This window comes from Alteromonas sp. ABH4_453, from assembly GCF_056160665.1.
The window spans coordinates 46,496-64,738 of sequence record NZ_JBSWXP010000002.1 but is presented as its reverse complement, the minus strand read 5'-3'; the positions used below and the strand labels follow the sequence as shown (position 1 = coordinate 64,738).

Annotated in this window: 21 protein-coding genes; 3 read left to right on the top strand and 18 right to left on the bottom strand. The window is 44.0% G+C overall.

Translation table 11 applies throughout. The features are described from left to right. Nucleotides 1–274 precede the first annotated feature (274 nt). Nucleotides 275–1,276: a LacI family DNA-binding transcriptional regulator gene (locus ACXAGV_RS03710; protein ID WP_474872001.1), complete on the top strand. Its 1,002-nt coding sequence runs from the start codon at nucleotides 275–277 to the stop codon at nucleotides 1,274–1,276. Between the two features lie 139 nt (nucleotides 1,277–1,415). Here the strand turns inward: ACXAGV_RS03710 and ACXAGV_RS03705 are convergent, their stop codons facing one another. Beyond that, nucleotides 1,416–2,576 (bottom strand): acetyltransferase domain-containing protein, encoded by a 1,161-nt coding sequence (locus ACXAGV_RS03705; RefSeq protein ID WP_474871999.1) that lies wholly within the window; start codon nucleotides 2,574–2,576, stop codon nucleotides 1,416–1,418. A gap of 202 nt (nucleotides 2,577–2,778) precedes the next feature. Here ACXAGV_RS03705 and ACXAGV_RS03700 point away from each other — a divergent pair, with 202 nt between their 5' ends. After that, the gene (locus ACXAGV_RS03700; RefSeq protein WP_474871997.1) at nucleotides 2,779–3,246 is read left to right on the top strand and encodes a nuclear transport factor 2 family protein; all 468 of its coding nucleotides are present in this window, start codon (nucleotides 2,779–2,781) and stop codon (nucleotides 3,244–3,246) included. Between the two features lie 51 nt (nucleotides 3,247–3,297). Here ACXAGV_RS03700 and ACXAGV_RS03695 read toward each other — a convergent pair whose 3' ends face one another. The 3 genes from ACXAGV_RS03695 to ACXAGV_RS03685 all read right to left on the bottom strand — a co-directional run bounded on the left by ACXAGV_RS03695 (nucleotide 3,298) and on the right by ACXAGV_RS03685 (nucleotide 5,895). After that, on the bottom strand, nucleotides 3,298–3,939 hold the full coding sequence (locus ACXAGV_RS03695) for a YiaD family glycine zipper/OmpA-like lipoprotein (protein ID WP_039221278.1): 642 nt from the start codon (nucleotides 3,937–3,939) through the stop codon (nucleotides 3,298–3,300). Between the two features lie 350 nt (nucleotides 3,940–4,289). Next, entirely contained in the window at nucleotides 4,290–5,489 is a 1,200-nt protein-coding gene (locus ACXAGV_RS03690) for an HD-GYP domain-containing protein (protein WP_474871995.1), read from the bottom strand. A 67-nt stretch (nucleotides 5,490–5,556) separates the two neighbouring features. Next, on the bottom strand, nucleotides 5,557–5,895 hold the full coding sequence (locus tag ACXAGV_RS03685; protein WP_474871993.1) for an MGMT family protein: 339 nt from the start codon (nucleotides 5,893–5,895) through the stop codon (nucleotides 5,557–5,559). Between the two features lie 80 nt (nucleotides 5,896–5,975). Here ACXAGV_RS03685 and ACXAGV_RS03680 point away from each other — a divergent pair, with 80 nt between their 5' ends. Next, nucleotides 5,976–6,557, top strand: coding sequence for a tRNA-uridine aminocarboxypropyltransferase (locus ACXAGV_RS03680; RefSeq protein ID WP_474871991.1), 582 nt, complete (start codon nucleotides 5,976–5,978; stop codon nucleotides 6,555–6,557). Nucleotides 6,558–6,580: 23 nt separating this feature from the next. Here the strand turns inward: ACXAGV_RS03680 and ACXAGV_RS03675 are convergent, their stop codons facing one another. The 14 genes from ACXAGV_RS03675 to rsmG form a co-directional block, all read right to left on the bottom strand. After that, a complete protein-coding gene (locus ACXAGV_RS03675) occupies nucleotides 6,581–7,180 on the bottom strand; it encodes a glutathione S-transferase family protein (protein WP_474871989.1) in 600 nt (199 codons plus the stop codon). A gap of 148 nt (nucleotides 7,181–7,328) precedes the next feature. After that, a complete protein-coding gene (locus ACXAGV_RS03670; protein ID WP_474871987.1) occupies nucleotides 7,329–8,315 on the bottom strand; it encodes a hypothetical protein in 987 nt (328 codons plus the stop codon). A gap of 199 nt (nucleotides 8,316–8,514) precedes the next feature. After that, a complete protein-coding gene (locus ACXAGV_RS03665) occupies nucleotides 8,515–8,928 on the bottom strand; it encodes a F0F1 ATP synthase subunit epsilon (protein WP_012520215.1) in 414 nt (137 codons plus the stop codon). Nucleotides 8,929–8,988: 60 nt separating this feature from the next. Further along, nucleotides 8,989–10,374: a F0F1 ATP synthase subunit beta gene (gene atpD / locus ACXAGV_RS03660; RefSeq protein WP_474871985.1), complete on the bottom strand. Its 1,386-nt coding sequence runs from the start codon at nucleotides 10,372–10,374 to the stop codon at nucleotides 8,989–8,991. A 33-nt stretch (nucleotides 10,375–10,407) separates the two neighbouring features. Further along, complete coding sequence (gene atpG / locus ACXAGV_RS03655; RefSeq protein ID WP_012520217.1) at nucleotides 10,408–11,268, bottom strand: F0F1 ATP synthase subunit gamma; 861 nt, start codon at nucleotides 11,266–11,268, stop codon at nucleotides 10,408–10,410. A gap of 58 nt (nucleotides 11,269–11,326) precedes the next feature. Further along, entirely contained in the window at nucleotides 11,327–12,868 is a 1,542-nt protein-coding gene (atpA, locus tag ACXAGV_RS03650; protein WP_014951450.1) for a F0F1 ATP synthase subunit alpha, read from the bottom strand. A 13-nt stretch (nucleotides 12,869–12,881) separates the two neighbouring features. Continuing rightward, entirely contained in the window at nucleotides 12,882–13,415 is a 534-nt protein-coding gene (gene atpH / locus ACXAGV_RS03645; protein ID WP_474871983.1) for a F0F1 ATP synthase subunit delta, read from the bottom strand. Nucleotides 13,416–13,429: 14 nt separating this feature from the next. After that, nucleotides 13,430–13,900 carry a F0F1 ATP synthase subunit B gene (gene atpF / locus ACXAGV_RS03640; protein WP_075177147.1) on the bottom strand — a complete coding sequence of 157 codons (471 nt, stop codon included), beginning with the start codon at nucleotides 13,898–13,900 and terminating at the stop codon, nucleotides 13,430–13,432. Between the two features lie 37 nt (nucleotides 13,901–13,937). Beyond that, complete coding sequence (gene atpE, locus ACXAGV_RS03635) at nucleotides 13,938–14,168, bottom strand: F0F1 ATP synthase subunit C (RefSeq protein WP_075177146.1); 231 nt, start codon at nucleotides 14,166–14,168, stop codon at nucleotides 13,938–13,940. A 99-nt stretch (nucleotides 14,169–14,267) separates the two neighbouring features. Then, nucleotides 14,268–15,101, bottom strand: a complete 834-nt coding sequence (gene atpB, locus ACXAGV_RS03630) for a F0F1 ATP synthase subunit A (RefSeq protein WP_474871980.1) — start codon at nucleotides 15,099–15,101, stop codon at nucleotides 14,268–14,270. A gap of 101 nt (nucleotides 15,102–15,202) precedes the next feature. Next, entirely contained in the window at nucleotides 15,203–15,589 is a 387-nt protein-coding gene (locus tag ACXAGV_RS03625) for an ATP synthase subunit I (RefSeq protein ID WP_474871978.1), read from the bottom strand. 206 nt (nucleotides 15,590–15,795) lie between these two features. Beyond that, nucleotides 15,796–16,674, bottom strand: a complete 879-nt coding sequence (locus ACXAGV_RS03620; RefSeq protein ID WP_474871976.1) for a ParB/RepB/Spo0J family partition protein — start codon at nucleotides 16,672–16,674, stop codon at nucleotides 15,796–15,798. Between the two features lie 45 nt (nucleotides 16,675–16,719). Then, a complete protein-coding gene (locus ACXAGV_RS03615; RefSeq protein ID WP_014951455.1) occupies nucleotides 16,720–17,514 on the bottom strand; it encodes a ParA family protein in 795 nt (264 codons plus the stop codon). 35 nt (nucleotides 17,515–17,549) lie between these two features. Beyond that, nucleotides 17,550–18,185 carry a 16S rRNA (guanine(527)-N(7))-methyltransferase RsmG gene (rsmG, locus tag ACXAGV_RS03610; RefSeq protein WP_334038552.1) on the bottom strand — a complete coding sequence of 212 codons (636 nt, stop codon included), beginning with the start codon at nucleotides 18,183–18,185 and terminating at the stop codon, nucleotides 17,550–17,552. Between the last annotated feature and the right edge of the window lie 58 nt (nucleotides 18,186–18,243).

Genomic DNA, 18,243 nt, shown 5'->3' with positions numbered 1-18,243 from the left:
AAAGAGGACGTATTGCTGTTCACTTACAAACACAAGTGAGAAAGCGCTTTCTTAGATTCATTTATATTCTTTAGTCTGCAGAGAAACCGCTTTCTCAGGAGACGTTTTAAGGTTCATCTATGTAAAAAGCTCTTTCATTGGTAGAAACATAAAATAAAGATGACGAGTCACAAATCATTGAACTTTCCCCCGTCCTTTTCATAGCGAACTACTGCAGATATCGGCATAATACAGTCAGTTAGAGTGATTGTTTTAGAGAACGAGGTCTTATCACGTGCCCACCATTTATCAAGTTGCCGAGCGTGCAGGTGTTTCTTTATCTACGGTATCCCGCGTATTAAATGGTAAGGCTTCGGTAAACAAATTATTGAGAGAACGCGTAGAAAAAGCGGTTAAAGAGCTAAATTACCGTCCAAACTCTGTCGCTCGTTCATTGGCAAATAACCGCACTGACAGCGTCGGGGTGCTTGTACCTGAACTCAACGCCCCGTTTTTTGGCGATCTGATGCAAGCTGTAGAGTCAACGCTGCGCGCTGCAGATAAACATGTCATTATTTCGGTAGGACGAAATTGCCTAGAAACAGAGAAAGATGCGGTAGAGTTTCTTATTAGCCGTAACTGCGACGCACTCATCATGCATGCAGAAGCATTATCCGATGAGTATTTATTGGAGTTAAACCAGTCTAAACTTCCCGTTGCTTTGGTTAACAGACAGGTAGAAGGGCTACCTGAGGCATGCACTAGCCTCGATAATGAAAAGGGGGGATATCTGGCTACCCGCCACTTACTTGAGCTAGGCCACAAAGACATTGCATATATCTCTGGACCGACTGACAAGTGTGACGCGAGCTTGCGCTTGCAAGGACATAAACGCGCCTTGTCGGAAGCAGGGTTGCCCATAAACCCACAGTTGATATTTGACGGCGACTATTCTGAAGAAGACGGGAAAATTGGCTTATTAGAACTGATGGCGCGCGATGTGCCTTTCACAGCTTTAGTGTGCGCCAACGATTGTATGGCATCGGGTGCGATAAGCTGCGCGAGAGATTTAGGCATGAGCCTTCCCCACGACTTATCTGTAGTCGGTTTCGATGATGTGGTATTTGCCCACCATGTTTTTCCTCGTCTTACCACGGTCAGTAACCCAATTGCGGACATGGCTGAAATGTCAGCCAAGTACATACTTAATAAAGTATATGGTCAGACTAATAACGTTCAACTGTATTTCGAACCTTCCTTGGTTGTTCGGGAGTCTGCGGTAAAACATGAAGGATGAAGCCAAACCGGTAGGTCGTAAGCCGGCTTTCATCTAAACTCTCAATAAAAACTTTCAATTAAGCGCCTTTCGCTCCAATGGCGCACTTTGCCGTCCATCATAATAATGTTACAACCCGCAATAGGCGCGAAGGCCTGTCTTACAAGTATTTAAGCCAAGGGGCGTGATGCTTTGATTTATAGTCACTAAACCATTTAACAGGGAAATAAAGCACTAAACTAAGGCCAGCAGCTATTAACCATATTTGACAAATATGGTCTACGCCCACGTATTTTCCTTTATTCGCCCCCCAAATAGAGAACGCAATACCGTACATCACCAGCAATGCGTATAAATGGAGGATGTAGAAAAACATCGGCACAGAGCCAAAAGTGTCTAAAAACCCAAACCGCTTATCCTTCACTCGCTCGAAAATAAAAAGAAGTAAAAACATCCCTGACAAGGTAAAGAGCAAAAATGCGAGCGAAGGAGGGTATTTTGTCAGGTTGAGCAACGACATTAATGTTTCAACAACATTTTTCTGTAATTCCCAAGGTAATGTCTCACCGTAAATATTAAGACCACGAAGCAATAAAAATAAGCTTAGTGATATACCAAAGAAACCTAGTAACCACTTTCCACGAAGCGCTTTATCAAAACTTTTGCCATAAAGTGGACCACAAGCGTAGCCCAGCAATATTACCCCTATCCAAGGAAGCACGGGATAACTCACTTTAATGTTTAAGGCGGCTGATTGAAGTATATAGCCTCTATCGTGCAGCATTGTCCAAAGCGTATAGCCTGTTTCATGTGGAACATAGCTAATTGATGTTAGTGCATTATGTCCAAAGACAATTAAAAGACCTAAAATGAGCAACAGAGTTCTTGGAAGATAACTCAATACTGCGAGAGAAATCATACTGATACCTATGGCCCACATCACCTGAAGATAAAGCGTTTGGAAACTCGCCCCCCAGCTAAACGTAATGAATGTGAACTCCAAGAACAAAATAAACAATCCACGCTTAACCAAGAACTCTCTCACATTGCGTGTCGGCTTGGCTTTGTTTTTTGAGTCCATTGGATTGGCGTAGAGCCATGCAGACAGCCCTGTTAAAAACACGAACGTTGGCGCACAGTAATGGGCGGCTAATCGTGTAAAAAACAGAGAGGGTGACGTAGTATCGATATCCATAGGATCGGATACCTGCAAATGCAGAAAAAAGCGCTCTCGCACGTGATCGATGAGCATAATCAGCATGACTAAGCCACGCATCATGTCGATGCTCCGAATACGGTTTCGTTGAATATTAGAAGACATTTTAGTCACTGCTTAAGGGGAAAAATATTTGTAACAACACAACTTCAATAAGAAATGCCAATTTTTTAGTCACTTCATCATTAGCAGTCTTATCACTTAAATATGCTATAACATAACAATGGGTAGTGACAATCTTTTGCTTTGAATATACTTATGATGCGTTTAACAGCATAATAGTGAACAATAAATTAGCAGGGTCACTATGAAATATTTACTACTAGGTTTAGCCGCACTAGCCGTTACAACAATAGCCTTTGCAAACGATGACCGTAGCGCGGTAAATCAAACGCTTAATGCCCTACACCACAACGCGTCTGTTGCAGACTTTGATAAATATTTTAGTTTGTATCACGATAGCGCTATTTTCATTGGCACCGACGCATCTGAAGTATGGACCAAAGAAGCGTTTAAGGCGTATGCCAAACCTCACTTTGACAAGGGCAGAGGATGGACATACTACCCGCGAGACAGGCATGTATATTTTTCTCCTAATCTCGACGTAGCTTGGTTTGATGAACTGCTAGATAATGAAAGCCTGGGAGAAACACGAGGCACGGGTGTCTTAATAAAAGAGGGCGCGAAGTGGAGAATAACTCAATATCATTTAACGATCCCTATACCCAACGCACTTGCAGATAATGTTGCTAATCAAATTAAAACCATGCAATAAAAAAGCCCCGAAGTGACGGGGCCTTTGCTTCTCTTTAAATCTTGGTTACCTTTAGGTATTAGACTGTGTGAGTGGTTGAATTTCCATCTCTACTCGACGGTTCATCGAGCGGTTTGCTGCACTATTGTTAGGTACTTTAGGCGCGTATTCACCCATACCCACTGTCGTTATACGCGTCGGGTTAACAGAGTAGTTAATAAGTAAATTCTTAACCGCTCCTGCACGACGCTCAGATAAAGACTGATTGTATTGCTCAGAGCCAGTGTCATCCGTATGACCTTTGATCATAAGAACAGTTTTTTCGTAATTGTTTACTACTTTGGCAACGTCTTGAAGAACCGGATTGAAGTTAGGACTAATGCTAGAACTATCAGTAGCAAAGGTAATGTCGCCTGGCATGATCAATCGCAGATTGTCGCCTTCGCGCACAACTTGAACGCCAGTATCAGAAAGCTCTGTTCGAAGTTCTTCTTCCTGTTTGTCCATGTAGTTACCTATCGCACCACCCGCGATTGCACCTACCGCAGCCCCCCACGCATAACGACTTTTGTCGTTATCACCTGTCGCTTTACCCAGCAACGCGCCGACTACTGCACCAATAGCGGCACCTTTTTGCGTATTATTCGGATCAGTTGCGCAACCTGCTACGGTTAATGATGCAGCAATCAAACTTACAGCAAGAGTCTTTTTCATAACTTCCTCTTTTTTAAATTAAAAGCTTAATACTGATGAGTTGCACTTATCCATTGCCACTCTCAATAAGCTCAGTGTTAGTTTTGCATTAAACAACTACAGTAATAGCAATTAGCGTTCCACTGGCAAATATTCTGTATGTAAGCAATAACGAGTATCTGAGCGCCACGAGTTCGTTTCCTGCTTAACTTTTCCTAAAGATCAGCACTCAAAGGCACTACAGCAGTTCATGTTTAGAGGATTGTAGGACATCAAACCTGAACGTTAGCTAAATGAACGTTGGAATAAAGAAGAAAAAATGCGTTGGTACACAGTGTAAATTCTACACTGTGTTGCTAAAAAGTAACGTTTTAGCCTATTGAAACTGAACGCTCAAAAAATGCGTTCACATCAATCTTGTAGTCAGACGCTATGACGGCTTTGTTGATACTGATTGTTTTATCCGATGATAGGTCAACATCTTTCGGCGTTAGATAATGGTTACTGCGAACCGAATAAAAAACCCTTACGAGTGGCGTAAGCGGGGAGTCTCTCTGTTCTAGCACCATCGCTAATTTATCATTTGATAATAGAACTAGGCTCCCTACGGGATAAACGCCCAGACACTTTATAAACTGTTGAACAAGCGACTGATCAAGGCGCGCTGGCGCATCACTCATCAAAATAGAGAATGCCTTTTGGCTAGACATACCGGCCTTATACACCCGGTCCGCGGTGAGTGCATCGTACATGTCGGCAATGGCAAGCATTCGGCCAGCTTGGCTAATATCCCCACCTTTGGTCCCAGCAGGGTAGCCCAAGCCATCCAATCGCTCATGATGCTCACTAATCGCTTGAATCAGTGGCTGCGCAATTTCCGTACTTTTTAAATAGTCGACCCCGTGCTTTACATGACCTTTCATGATCTCCATTTCGCTGTCCGTAAGGCGGCCTGGCTTATGAAGAATTTCATCTGGAATTTTGATCTTGCCCAAGTCGTGTAGAAAGCCAGCATAGGAGAGGTCTTGCACCTCTTCGTCAGACATCCCTAAATACTTGCCAAAATTGGCGAGTAAAATAGCGACGTTCAGAGAATGCTCTAGTAAATAGTCGTCTTTTTCTCGAATTTTAGTTAGGCAAAGCAACGCATCGGGGTTTCTATCTACCGACTCGACTAACTTATTTGAAAATGCTTTGGGAATACTTGCATCAAAAGGCGTCTGTTTTTGTACATTGGCAAGTAACAACTTTTGAATTTCCTTGCCTTGCTCGTGAATCTTTGCGGCTCTTACCAGTTCACTTTCAAGTGATATCTTTTTTGATTTTACAGCCTGATCAGACGACGAGTTTAGGGGCTTTTCAACAGTGGCCAATGAACTAGGTTGCTCAACGTTAAACGCCTTATCTGTATCAATGGCGAGTGTCTTCACACCCCGCTTTTTCAGTGTATTAACGACATCACCAGACGTAACGCGGCCTTGGCTCGTAACCGTCAACGCACCTTTTTGCTCTAAAATTTGATGAACAAACATGCCTGGCACTAACTGATCAATAGTAATCTTTTTTATCATCTTATATGCACTGCACTATATTAATCGCCATATATTTGCTAACTGCTTTCATATAAAAAGTGAAAGCTCAGTACTCTAACTCTACTAGTATAGTGTGTAAATCTGGCTTCCAACCAAACTTCGTCATATTCACTCGGTAATTTTTAACGACCACACCTTCCTCGATTAACCGCTCTCGCTGCTCATCCGCCTTTTCAGAACCGACTGGAAAAGCGATTTTACCATCGGCGCGTAGTACGCGATGCCAGTGACAGTCTACTTTTACCTCTCTTAAACACTTTCCCATCATTCTTGCTCTACCGGGTAATCCACATAGGTCTGCAAGCAAGCCATAACTTATTACCTGCCCCTCGGGCACTAACGAAAGCGTTTTTTCTACGCGAGATTGTACTGCTTCATCTGGCATGTTGTATATTATCCTATCTATTGAGGTGCTTAAGCATTAATAGCTATAAACGGTTAAAAAAGAGAGTCAAAGAATAGGTTATGCGTCTTTATTGTGAACATTGTAAATATCCCAAAAAAACCTGTATTTGCTCTCATATCAACACCGTAAACACATCACTAGAGATTGTGATAATTCAACATGAAAAAGAAACGCTTCATGCAAAAAACACAGCGCGCTTAGTTTCGCTGTGTATTCCATCAACGCGGATCATTCTTGCTAATGATGTTTTTTCTGTGCAATCTCTATCCGAACAATGCTTACCTCAGCATTCAGTGCTAATTTACCCGAGTGAACATAGTACGCCTATAGAAGATGTAAGCGCCGACGAACGTTCTAAACTCAGCAAATTGATTCTTATAGATGGTAGCTGGAAACAAGCATTTGGCTTAGTTAAACAGAATCCATGGCTAGCAAAGTTGCGAGCGTTTCACTTCAACTTTGCACCGGCGTCTAACTATGCTATTCGTCATACTACATTAAGTAACGCACTCTCTACGCTAGAAGCAACAGCTTACGCATTGCAGCGCTTAGATCAAAGCGATGTTTCTGGGCTTTACAGAGCACAGAGAGCCTTACAAGATAAGTGGCAAGGCCCTATGTCACATAGAAGGCATTTGTAGCGTAGAACTTCGTTTAGCGCACATTACGCGTTCATGGGAATGAAGCCCTTTTGATCTTTGACTAAACTTATCCAATTTCGAATGGCAGGATAGGCGGAAAGGTCAAATCCGCCCTCGTGGGCAACGTGGGTATACGCAAACAGTGAAATATCCGCAAGAGTTAGAGCATCACCAAGTAAAAAAGGTGTCGTGTTGAGTTGATGCTCCATCACCGCCAGAGCACGATAACCACCGGCTTGTTTAGATTCGTATTCCCCTTTCCGCTCGTCAGGAAGCCCTAAATAAATGTTGATATAGCGAGCAACTGCAATGTATGGCTCGTGGCTATATTGTTCGAAAAATTGCCACTGTAAAAGCTGCGAAAAACTATAGGGAGAGGAGGGGATTAAAGGGGTATTAGATGCTAGATAGTGCATGATAGCATTAGATTCTGACAACACCCTACCATCATCGAGCTCTAGCAACGGAATTTTTCCGTTAGGAGACTTTTCTAAAAAAGACGGAGCTCTTGTCTCTCCCTTCATTATATCTACATCAACCCATTCGCAGGTTTTACCTAATAGAGAAAGAAGTAGTTGAAGTTTGTAGCAATTTCCAGAGCGTTTGTCGCCGTATATTCGCACAATAGTAATCTCGTTGACCTATGAGTTTTTACCATAGCAATGCTTCGAATCAGCGACAATCATTATGAAAGAATATATAACCATGTAGGCGATATTTTGTATAAGCTGATAAGGTTGGCTTAAGAGAAGCCCTTCCGATTGCAGCAATTTAATGGTACCGAGGCAATTGAATTAGCCATTCTAAAACAAACAACAAAACCCAAGAGATGGGGATAAGAGCCAGGCATGCCGCAACTCGTGCTTTATCCCGTGGAGCAAAGATACGAGCTCCCATCTTAAGCACGCGTTCTTTTTCACTTTCTAGCTGTTCGATAGAAACCGCTGTTACAGACTCTTGCTGTTTTGCACATCGCTTGATTCCATCTTCTATGTGCTCTTCAAGAAACAAAACCACTTCTTTCTGCTCGTTTTCCAACCTTTTTTTTAGCTTGATTACTGGCCAAAATAAATAGAAGCCGACAACCCCAGTGAAAAAAGTAACCACTAAAACATCTATAGAAGGTATGTCTTTTTTTAACCAGAAGATTGGGAAGATAGTAAGCGCACCCATAGCGAAAATACTGTTGGTAGTACCTAGCTTTAAGATTGTCATTATTGATTTAAGGCGGTCAATATTACCGCCAGCATGAGGCAAAACTTTGCTCGTAAGGTACTTAATATTAGAAGATATCTGAAATAAAAATAAAATTGCTAAGAACCAAAAGGGTACTGCCGTTGCAGTGAGAAAGAGGACATGAATTTCCTGCTTTACCGTTATCAAACCCTCAAACATGCAATACACTATAGTGATCATGATCGAAATAATGATGGCGTTGAAAATGTGGTGTTTGAACTCAAGAGAAAGTTCATTTCGGTGGGGTGAAAACTGACTGAGTTGGTTTGTTTTGACAAGCAGTGAAATTAAAGTGCTCGCAACATTCTGGTGCATTAAACGCAGTGCGAACCAAAAATACCCCGTTAACAACGACATGCCAATTGCAGAATTGAAGTCTCGCTGCGCTCGTACTTCCCCTACACCAGGCCATTCTAAAGCGCCCGTAAAATAATGCACTGAAAGTAAGAGCAGTGTCGCCAATAAAGGGAAAAAACCAATAGAGGCTCCCTTTTGCATGTTGGAATACGGGTTGAGCTTCATTTATACAATTCGTTGAAAGCAGCAGCATTACTGTATTTACCGTATGCTACGTTTTAATTTAATGTCGTTAAAACGCACTAACGATAAGCTTTGTATCACTGGATAGCAATAAAAATTAGCCTAGTGAAATACGAACGACTACTTTTCGTTCGACAATAAAAAACCCGCCAGTTGGCGGGTTTTTTCAAAGCTGTGCTTTTTACTTGCGTAACTTCTGAATAAGGCGAAGTTGTGCAATTGCTTCTGCAAGCTCGTGAGCTGCTTCCGCATAGTTAAAGTCAGCGCCTGGGTTGGCGATGTGCTCTTCTGCACGTCGTTTGGCTTCTTGTGCTGCCTGCTCGTCAAGATCTTCAGCTCGAACCGCGGTATCAGCCAGTACGGTAATGTTGTTAGGCTGTACTTCTAGTACGCCACCTGCAACATAAATTACTTCTTCTTCACCGTGCTGTTTAACCAAACGCACCATACCAGGTTTAATAGCAGAGATAAGTGGCGCGTGACCTGGGTTAATACCCAATTCACCTTCGCTACCTGTCACCTGAATCGATTCAACGCGTCCTGAGAAAATCGCTTTCTCCGCGCTTACTACGTCCAAATGTACTGTCATTGCCATGTGAACCTCCTGATTAGGTACGTTAGCATGATGCTAGGCTAGCTAATGCTAGCCCCGCTATTATGCTTTCTTGGCTTTCTCTAGCGCTTCTTCGATAGAACCAACCATGTAGAAGGCTTGCTCTGGAAGGTGATCATACTCACCGTCTAGAATGCCTTTAAAACCACTGATTGTGTCTTTTAGCGATACATATTTACCAGGTGCACCAGTAAATACTTCTGCTACGAAGAACGGCTGAGATAGGAAACGCTGAATCTTACGAGCACGTGATACCACTTGCTTGTCTTCTTCAGATAGTTCGTCCATACCTAGGATCGCGATGATGTCTTTCAGTTCTTTATAGCGCTGAAGAACAGTCTGTACGCCACGTGCTACGTCATAGTGCTCTTGACCGATTACTAGTGGGTCTAGCTGACGAGACGTTGAATCTAGAGGGTCTACCGCAGGGTAGATACCTAGAGACGCGATATCACGAGAAAGTACTACCGTTGCATCCAAGTGAGCAAAGGTTGTCGCTGGAGATGGGTCAGTCAAGTCATCCGCAGGTACGTATACCGCTTGGATTGAAGTGATTGAACCAGTCTTCGTTGACGTAATACGTTCCTGAAGTACACCCATCTCTTCTGCAAGAGTTGGCTGGTAACCTACCGCAGACGGCATACGACCTAGAAGTGCTGATACCTCAGTACCTGCTAGGGTATAACGATAGATGTTATCTACGAAGAATAGAACGTCACGGCCTTCGTCACGGAACTTCTCAGCCATTGTCAGACCGGTAAGTGCAACACGTAGACGGTTACCCGGTGGCTCGTTCATCTGACCGTATACAAGCGATACTTTATCAAGTACGTTTGATTCGTTCATTTCGTGATAGAAGTCGTTACCCTCACGAGTACGCTCACCAACACCAGCGAATACTGAGAAACCGCTGTGCTCGATTGCGATGTTACGGATAAGTTCCATCATGTTTACGGTTTTACCTACACCCGCACCACCGAATAGACCAACTTTACCACCCTTAGCGAATGGACAAACCAAGTCGATTACTTTGATACCAGTTTCTAGTAGTTCTACCGAGCTAGACTGATCTTCGTAGCTAGGCGCTTCACGGTGAATAGACATACGGTCTTCTTCACCAATTGGGCCAGCTTCGTCGATTGGGTTACCTAATACGTCCATGATACGACCAAGTGTCTTCGTACCAACTGGAACCATGATTGGGTTACCGGTATTTTCTACTGCAAGACCACGTTTTAGTCCGTCAGTAGTACCTAGTGCGATGCCACGAACAACACCACCACCTAATTGCTGTTGCACTTCCAGGGTTAGACCTGACAAGTCACCTTCGGTAACTCGTAGTGCGTCATAAACTCTTGGTACCGCATCTTGTGGAAATTCAATATCCACAACGGCGCCAATGATTTGGACGACCTTACCTTGACTCATAATTTGTCCTCGTTATCTCTTTTAAACCTTTGCCTACACCGCTGCGGCACCGCTAACAATCTCACTGATTTCTTGTGTGATTGCAGCCTGACGCGCTTTGTTATATACCAGTTGTAACTCATCGATGAGGTTACCGGCGTTGTCGGTTGCTGCCTTCATGGCAACCATTCGCGCAGCTTGTTCTGACGCCGCGTTTTCTACAACACCCTGATACACCTGAGACTCAATGTAACGAACCATTAGTGCTTCCAAAATTTCTTTTGGATCTGGCTCGTAGATGTAGTCCCAACGATGTTGATATTCTTCGTCTTCTGACTTTGGCAAAGGCAATAACTGATTGATCACAGGTTTCTGTGTCATGGTGTTAACGAAGTCATTGAATACCAAGAATACTCGGTCAATTTGTCCTTCGTCGTACGCTTTAAGCATAACGCGTACAACACCCACTACATCGCTCACAGACGGCTTGTCACCTAAACCAGATTCAGCAGCAAGCAACTTGCCACCAAAGCGGTTGAAGAAACTGCACGCCTTAGAACCTAATGCAGCAAAATCCACTTCCACACCCTGTTCACGCCATTTTTTGACGTCTTGAGTGACGAGCTTAAATTCATTGGTGTTCAAGCCACCACATAAGCCTCGGTCAGTGGAAATCACAATGTAACCGACGCGCTTGACTTCTCGCTCTTCCAAATAAGGATGGCGATATTCAAGGTTACCGTTTGCAATGTGACCAATCACTTTAAGCATATTTTGTGCATATGGACGGCCAGAAGCCATGCGTTCCTGCGCCTTTTTCATTTTAGACGCAGCAACCATTTCCATCGCACTGGTAATCTTCTGAGTATTTTTGATACTCCCAATCTTACCTTTTATTTCTTTACCGCTGGCCATGACTATCTCTCCGATTACTCAACGAATTGCGCTGGTGGTTAAACACCAGCACCATTGATTACCAAGTTTGTGTCGCTTTAAAGTTTGTTAAAGCGTCGTTCAACTTAGAGGCAATCTCGTCGTTGTAGTTACCTGATTCGTTGATAGTCTTCATAAGGTCAGCGTGTTCGCTGTTCATGTAAGAGTGAAGAGCAGCTTCAAAATCTAGGATTTTGTTAAGCTCGATACCCTTAAGGAAACCTTTTTCTACCGCGAACAGAGATACACCCATATCAGCAATTGAAAGTGGTGCGTACTGCTTCTGCTTCATTAGCTCAGTTACGCGCTCACCGTGCTCAAGTTGCTCACGAGTTGCGTCATCAAGGTCAGAAGCAAACTGCGAGAACGCCGCAAGTTCACGATACTGAGCTAGGGCTAGACGGATACCGCCACCCAACTTCTTGATGATTTTAGTCTGTGCAGCACCACCAACACGAGATACCGAGATACCAGCGTTAACCGCTGGACGGATACCTGCGTTAAACAAGTCAGTTTCTAGGAAGATCTGACCGTCGGTAATTGAGATTACGTTAGTTGGTACGAATGCAGATACGTCACCAGCTTGCGTTTCGATAATTGGAAGCGCAGTCAATGAACCTGTCTTACCTTTCACTTCGCCGTTTGTGTAACGCTCAACGTATTGTTCGTTTACACGTGCAGCACGTTCTAGTAGACGTGAGTGGAGGTAGAATACGTCACCTGGGTAAGCTTCACGGCCTGGTGGACGCTTAAGTAGTAGTGAGATTTGACGGTAAGCAACAGCTTGCTTAGACAAATCATCATATACGATTAGCGCGTCTTCACCGCGGTCACGGAAAAATTCACCCATAGTACAACCAGAGTAAGGCGCTAGGTATTGAAGCGCAGCAGACTCAGATGCAGACGCTGCAACCACGATTGTGTGGTCAAGTGCACCGTGCTCTTCTAGTTTACGTACTACGTTAGCGATAGTAGATGCTTTCTGACCAACCGCAACATACACACATTTAATGCCTGTACCTTTTTGGTTGATGATAGCGTCGACAGCCATTGCTGTTTTACCACACTGACGGTCACCGATGATAAGCTCACGCTGACCACGACCTACTGGGATCATGGCATCAACTGACTTATAACCAGTTTGTACTGGCTGGTCTACCGATTGACGCTCGATTACGCCAGGTGCAATTTTTTCAACTGGTTCGAAACCAGCTGCGTCGATTGCGCCTTTACCATCGATAGGCTCACCTAGTGTGTTTACAACACGACCTAATAGTGCATTACCTACTGGTACTTCAAGAATACGACCAGTAGATTGTACTTTATCGCCTTCTTTAAGGTCCGCATAAGGACCCATAACAACTGCACCTACAGAGTCTCGCTCAAGGTTTAGTGCAATTGCGTAACGGCTTCCAGGAAGCTCAATCATTTCACCCTGCATTACATCTGCAAGGCCATGAATGCGGATAATACCGTCAGTTACTGCGACGATAGTACCTTCATTACGTGCTTCACTGCTTACATTGAACTGTTCAATTCTTTTCTTGATCAGTTCAGCAATTTCAGTGGAATTAAGTTGCATGCTCTTATCCCCGTTATGCTTGCAACGCGTCTGCTAGACGGTTCAATTTCGACTTTACGGAACCATCAATTACTGTATCACCGGCATTTATTACCATTCCAGCGATCAGGGCAGGGTCCACGTTACAATTAAGCTTCACTTTACGTGCCAAACGTTTTTCCAAAGATGCTACCAATTCATTTGTTTGGGCATCGGTCAGCGTAGATGCTGAGGTTACGTCCACTTCTACTTCTTTATCGTAATCTGCTTTAAAGGCATCGAACAAAGTAGAAATTTCAGGCAACGCGGCTAAACGTTTATTTTCAGCCAGAACCTTTACTAGGTTTTGGCCGTGTTCGTCGAGTTGCTCACCACAAACATTATTAAAAATGTCGGCTAGCGTATCAGCGGCAACAGCACCAGTTAACAACTGGTGCATGTCTTCATTCGCTGCTACTTCACCTGCAAAGGCAAGCATTTCCTGCCATTTTGCAACGGCATTTTTCTCGACAGCAAAATCGAAAGCAGCTTTAGCATAAGGACGAGCAACGGTAGTCAATTCAGACATGGCTCATCTCCCAATTAAAGCTCAGCGACAAGTTTTTCAACAATGTCGTTTTGTGCGTTAGCATCGATTTCACGTTGTAAGATTTGCTGTGCGCCAGCTACTGCAAGTGCAGAAACCTGCTTGCGCAAATCTTCTTTGGCACGATTGCGTTCAGCTTCAATCTCGGCATAACCAGAAGCGATAATTTTTTCGCGTTCCGCATGGCCTTTTTGCGTTTCTTCGTCAACCAATTGGTTGGCGCGCTTTTTGGCCTGCTCGATAATTTCAGCTGCTTGCGCTTTCGCATCTTTAAGCTGCTCTGTTGCTTTCGCTTGAGCTAGCTCTAGGTCTTTCTCTGCACGTTCAGAAGCTTCAAGCCCATCGGCAATTTTCTTCTGACGTTCTTCAATCGCTGCCATCAGTGGAGGCCATACATATTTCATGCAGAACACCACGAACACAGCGAAGGCGATTAATTGACCAATAAAAGTGGCGTTAATATTCACTATCGCCTCTCCTCATAAAAGTTCGCTAGAGTATGAATTAAAGTAGGTACTGAGGTGGAGCGAACAATAGGAATAGTGCGATACCAACACCGATCATCGCGATAGCATCGATAAGACCCGCTACGATGAACATTTTAACTTGTAGTTGTGGTGCAAGTTCTGGTTGACGAGCAGCAGACTCTAGGAATTTACCACCTAGAAGACCGAAGCCGATAGCGGTACCAAGAGCACCCATACCAATTAGGATAGCAACTGCGATTGCAAGCATGTTTAAATCTCCGATTTAAAGTTTAGTTAAGGTTAATGTTTAAAATAAAACTCGGTTAAAAACGGTACCGACAAACCTATTCCCGGTACCCGTTAATTCTTAGTGGTCTTCTGCCGCTAGGCTCAAGTACACGATGGTTAGCATCATGAATATAAACGCCTGAAGCGGAAGTACCAGAATATGGAACACAGCCCACATGAAGTGCAGTGGAAGCTGGAAGTAGCCAATCGTCGCGATAAGTATGAAGATTAGCTCACTCGCATAAAGGTTACCGAACAAACGTAGCGCTAGTGAAAGCGGACGCGCAAGCAAAGTAACGGTTTCAAGAATAAAGTTCACCGGAATGAAAAGCGGGTGACCGAAAGGCTGCATAGTAAGCTCTTTAGTAAAGCCACCAATGCCTTTCATCTTGATTGAATAGTAAAGAATTAGGATGAATACACCCGCTGCCAGTGCAAACGTAAGGTTAAGGTCAGTGGTTGGTACCGCCTTCATGTATACATCGTGAGGGTCCATACCAAACGCTGAAGAACCAATTAGGCCCGCGATGGTAGGTAGCAAGTCAACTGGAACAAGATCCATAAGGTTCATTAGCAATACCCACACAAAGATGGTCAGTGCTAATGGCGCGATAAGTGCGCTTTTACCGTGGAAAGTGCTTTTCACGTTATCGTCAACAAACTCAACGATTAGCTCGACAAACGCCTGCATTTTTCCAGGTACGCCGGTTGTCGCTTTTGAAGCAACGCTTCTAAAAATGATTAGGAAAAGTAAACCAAGACCAATAGACCATGCCAACGTATCGACATGCCATGCCCAAAAACCAGCATCAGAACACGCTTTGTTAAAAGCAATTCCGTTGTCAGTTGAGCACATGGTGGCATTGGTCAAGTGGTGCTTGATGTATTCTGAGGTAGTATATTCAGATGCCATTGTTTAACCCAAGTTGTAAAGTGTAAAAATTTGGTGACTGGTTCTTTAGTCTCAATCGGTCGATTACGTTATTTTCGTTATCGCAACGCCTTGCGTTGTCTTTATTCTTTCGTACCGTAATGAAACATGGCTAGCGCATGGCTAGCGGTTGTAATCACGAACGCTGCGAAAATCTCAAGCGGCGTAGCATTCAAGCCTTTAAACGCAATTACAAATAAAATGATTGTCAGTGCCAGCTTCATTTTTGAGCCTTGGCTAAAACTTCGTGCAACAAGGTCGTTTTTGCTAGCGCCTGCATAGCGAAATGCAAAGCCAGCAAACACTATCGCAGGCAAAATGCTAATTAAAGCCCCTGCCGCTGCCGACATAGCGGAATGACTTCCTCCTGCGGCACCTGCGAAAGCGGTAACGAATAGGGCCGTGACAGCCTGAAAAAGTAGCCCTTTCTTGGCGAGGTCTAACCCGCGTTTTGCTAACTTGTTCGTCACTTTTACTCGCAGCTTGTTCACGTCTTACAAAAAGCGTCAGAAGTATACTGTTTTACCGACAATTTTCAACAGTACAACGCTTTTTGAAAGTTATTCTGAAAATTTTCTATTGCTATAACCGGAAAGGAGAGTGTCCGGTGTTTGCACCGAACAGCGTATCAATTGCGGGTTGGCAAAGGGAGATTCTCTACTAATTTTATTTTAAACTATTGAATTTTAGATATAATTCCATCTAATTGTTCAAGGTCGCTAAAGCTAATTGTCAGCTTGCCTTTGCCTTTCGCATTGTGGTCAATACTCACAGGAGTGCCTAAATTTTCTGAAAGTCGTGTCATAAGGTTTTGCACATCGGGATCAACTTTCTTCTCAGGCTTAGGTTTAGCTGGCTCCAAAAGCTTTTTAACAAGCTTTTCTGTATCGCGCACAGTAAGGCCTTTGCCCGATACTACTTGCGCCGTTTCTGACTGAGTTTCACCTTCTAGCGCTAACAGCGCTCTAGCATGACCCATTTCAATATCGCCATGTTCAACTAACAGTTTTACATCGTCGTTTAAATTATTCAGGCGAAGTAAATTTGTCACCGTGGTGCGTGACTTGCCCACCGCTTCGGCTACTTCCTGATGAGTAAGCGCGAATTCACTCATTAAACGGTCAAGGGCTTGCGCCTCTTCCATTGCATTTAAATCTTCACGCTGGATATTCTCGATAAGGGCAATGGCCACTGCCGCTTCATCAGGCACGTTCTTAACCAAACAAGGCACTTCGTCTAGTTGTGCTAGCTGCGAAGCGCGCCAACGACGTTCACCAGCAATTATTTCATAGCGGTGTTCGTCGACCTTTCTCACTACGATAGGCTGAATGATTCCTTGAGCGCGAATAGACGATGCCAATTCTTCTAATGCCTCAGGTGACATGTCTTTACGGGGTTGATACTTGCCCGGCACTAAGTATTCAATAGGGAGTTTACTCAACTCACCGTTGGTTGAGTTTACCTCGGCGGCATCTTGTTCTTTTTGAGCAGATGATTGGCTGGTTGCGAGTAGCGCATCTAAACCGCGGCCAAGGCCTCTTTTACGTGCTGACATAGTGTCCTCTATGGCATGTGCTGATAGTATTCAGCTTATTGTCGTTTAACTTGCTTTTGCCTGTGCAGGCGTTGTTTTGTCCCTACGACGCAATATTTCACCCGCCAGTGCCAAGTAGGCTTTAGCGCCTGTCGATGACTTATCATAGTACATCGCTGGCGTACCGAAGCTCGGTGCTTCAGCTAGACGAACATTGCGCGGAATAACCGTGCGATAAACCTGTTCACCAAAATGGCGCTTCAACTGTTCTGAAACGTCGTTAGCGAGGCGATTGCGCGGGTCGTACATAGTACGCAATACGCCTTCAATCTTCAATTCTGGATTCACTACAGATGCCAGTTTTTGAATGGTATCCATAAGGGCAGTGAGGCCTTCTAATGCGTAATATTCGCACTGCATAGGCACCATTACCGAATCGGCAGCCGCCAAGGCGTTCACAGTTAACTGGTTTAGCGAAGGAGGGCAGTCGATAAAGACAAAATCGTAGTAATCCATAACGGGCTTCAGCGCGTTGCGAAGCCTTACTTCACGGGCAAACATTTCCATCAGCTTAATTTCTGCTGCGGTTACATCACCGTTCGCTGCGATGAGATCGTACTTACCGCTTGTCGCTTTAACGATAACATCGTTAATTGGCTTTTCTTCAATCAACAATTCAAATGCCGTAGACTCGACGTCGTATTTATCAACGCCGCTTCCCATGGTTGCATTACCTTGTGGATCGAGATCAATCAGCAACACTTTGCGTTTAGTTGCTGCCATTGACGCTGCCACGTTAACTGCAGTGGTTGTCTTTCCAACACCACCTTTTTGATTCGCGATCGCGATTACCTTAGCCACGTTAGATCCTGTTCTCGTGTATTTCTATTTTTCGGCTATTTCTTTTTTAGCCAAACCAGATGTCGTTCGCCTACCAAATTTGGCACAGTGAGGTTTTCCGTTTTGCTCACATGGAAGTGATCACTCACTTCGTCTATCTCATCTTGTGGAAACTGACCTTTAAGCGCCAAAAATTGACCTTCTGAATCTACCAGATGCTGACACCAGTGCAACATATCTTTTAGCGAAGCGAAAGCTCGGCTTAGCACAATATCGTAAGGCGTATCGCCATTGTGCTCTTCAACGCGGCTTTGCACAGGAGTTACATTGGTTAATCCAAGCGTGTGCACACATTGGGTCATAAACCGTACACGCTTGCCTAATGAGTCAAGCAATGTGAATGATTTATCTGGAAACACGATTGCCAACGGCATACCTGGAAGGCCAGGGCCCGTTCCTACATCAATGATATTGTTACCATCAAGAAAGGGCACAATCGCCAGCGAATCTAGAATGTGTTTCACCATCATTTGCTTAGGATCGCGCACAGAAGTAAGGTTGTACGCCTTATTCCATTTGTCCATAAGCAGCACATAGTCAACTAACTGCTGCTGTTGCTTATCACTTAAATCTAGTGAAAGGGCATCGAGTCCAGACACCAAAATGGTGTGCAATTCTTGCTGTATCGTCATCGAAAAATCTGTCTGTTCGCGTTAAAAATTTTTTTGCTCTACACAGTCCATACCATAA